Origin of the sequence: Streptococcus sp. (assembly GCF_019414905.1) — a bacterium.
Classification (GTDB): Bacteria; Bacillota; Bacilli; order Lactobacillales; family Streptococcaceae; genus Streptococcus.
Map to the genome: position 1 here is coordinate 2097 of NZ_DXLC01000112.1, position 1696 is coordinate 3792.

A 1696-nucleotide genomic window follows, 5' to 3' on the forward strand; every position below is an offset into this window, starting at 1 on the left:
CCAAATCCTTCTCTTTGGAGGTCTGTTAAGGCTCTTTGGTTGGTGTTTGGCTTGCCGCCCGCCTCGCTCGCCAGCTCTCTCACGGTTGGAAGTTGTTGATTGGGTTCCAGTGTATGGGAAACAATCTGAAGCTTGATTTTCTCCATAATCTGTAAATAAATGGGTTTTTTGTTGTCAAATGTCCAGGACATCTTGGTCTCCTTTCTTTTATCCTCTTGTCTTAATTAAATAATACAACAAAACAAAAAACTTGTCAAGCAAAAAGAAGAATTGTTTTGGGAATCGTTTAAAAAATGGTATAATGAAAAGAAAACGATAAGGAGGGAAAGGATGCGTTGTCCAAAATGTGGGGCTACCAAGTCAAGTGTTATCGATAGTCGCCAAGCAGAAGAAGGGAACACTATTCGTAGAAGACGTGAGTGCGATGAATGCCAACACCGTTTTACAACCTACGAACGAGTAGAAGAAAGAACCTTAGTGGTTGTTAAAAAAGATGGCACACGGGAACAATTCTCTAGAGATAAAATCTTTAATGGGATTATCCGCTCAGCCCAGAAACGTCCTGTGTCAAGTGATGAAATCAACATGGTAGTCAATCGTATCGAACAGAAACTCCGTGGTCGAAATGAAAATGAAATTCAAAGTGAGGACATTGGTTCACTCGTCATGGAGGAGTTGGCTGAATTGGACGAGATTACCTATGTACGTTTTGCCAGTGTCTATCGTAGTTTTAAGGATGTGAGTGAGTTAGAGAGCTTGCTCCAACAAATCACCCAGTCCTCTAAAAAGAAAAAGGAAAGATAAATGAAGCCAATTGACCGTTTTTCTTATCTAAAGAATAATCGGGTGTCGCAAGATACCTCATCTCTGGTACAGTGCTACCTCCCGATTATCGGTCAGGAGGCACTGAGCCTTTATCTTTATACGATTAGTTTTTGGGATAATGGCAGAAAGGAATACCTCTTTTCAAGCATTCTCAATCATCTCAATTTTGGGATGGACAGACTTTTAAAATCCTTGAAAATCCTATCTGCTTTTAATCTCTTGACCCTCTATCAAAAGGGTGATACCTATCAGATAGTTATCCATGCTCCTCTTTCAAGTCAGGATTTCTTGGAACATCCTGTTTATCGTAGACTCTTGGAGAAAAAAATTGGCGATGCCGCTGTGGAGGATTTGAGAGTTGAGAGTGCTGAGGGAGAAGAAATACCTGTCTCACTCAATCAAGTCTTTCCAGATTTGGCAGAGCTGGGAAGTCAAGAAGACCTTGGTCTCAAGAAGAAAGTGGCCAACGATTTTGACTTGGATCATTTTCGTCAGCTGATGGCTCGAGATGGACTTCGCTTTTCGGATGAACAGTCCGATGTCTTAAACCTTTTTGCCATCGCTGAGGAGAAGAAATGGACTTGGTTTGAAACTTATCAATTGGCCAAGTCAACAGCTGTTTTCCAGGTTATTTCAACAAAACGCATGCGGGAAAAAATCGCTCAAAAACCGATTTCCTCTGACTTTAGTCCTAAGGAAGCAACCATTATCAAGGAAGCCAAAAGTAAAACGGCCCTGCAGTTCTTGGCAGAAATCAAGCAAACACGTAAGGGAACCATTACCCAAACAGAAAGAGAACTTTTGCAACAGATGGCTGGTTTGGGATTGTTGGATGAAGTCATCAATATTATTCTCTTATTGACCTTTAATA

At 41.0% G+C, this 1696-nt stretch carries 3 protein-coding genes; 2 read left to right on the forward strand and 1 reads right to left on the reverse strand.

What is annotated here, in order from left to right:
- Window positions 1–191: GntR family transcriptional regulator (locus QZ359_RS03470; protein ID WP_293959559.1), on the reverse strand; the 191-nt coding region annotated here is incomplete at its 3' end.
- A gap of 139 nt (window positions 192–330) precedes the next feature.
- On the opposite strand from QZ359_RS03470, the gene nrdR reads away from it, so the two are divergent.
- Together nrdR and QZ359_RS03480 are read left to right on the forward strand one after the other, a co-directional pair.
- Window positions 331–804: a transcriptional regulator NrdR gene (gene nrdR, locus QZ359_RS03475; protein ID WP_001203672.1), complete on the forward strand. Its 474-nt coding sequence runs from the start codon at window positions 331–333 to the stop codon at window positions 802–804.
- On the forward strand, window positions 805–1696 hold an 892-nt coding region (locus tag QZ359_RS03480; protein WP_293960040.1), incomplete at its 3' end, for a DNA helicase.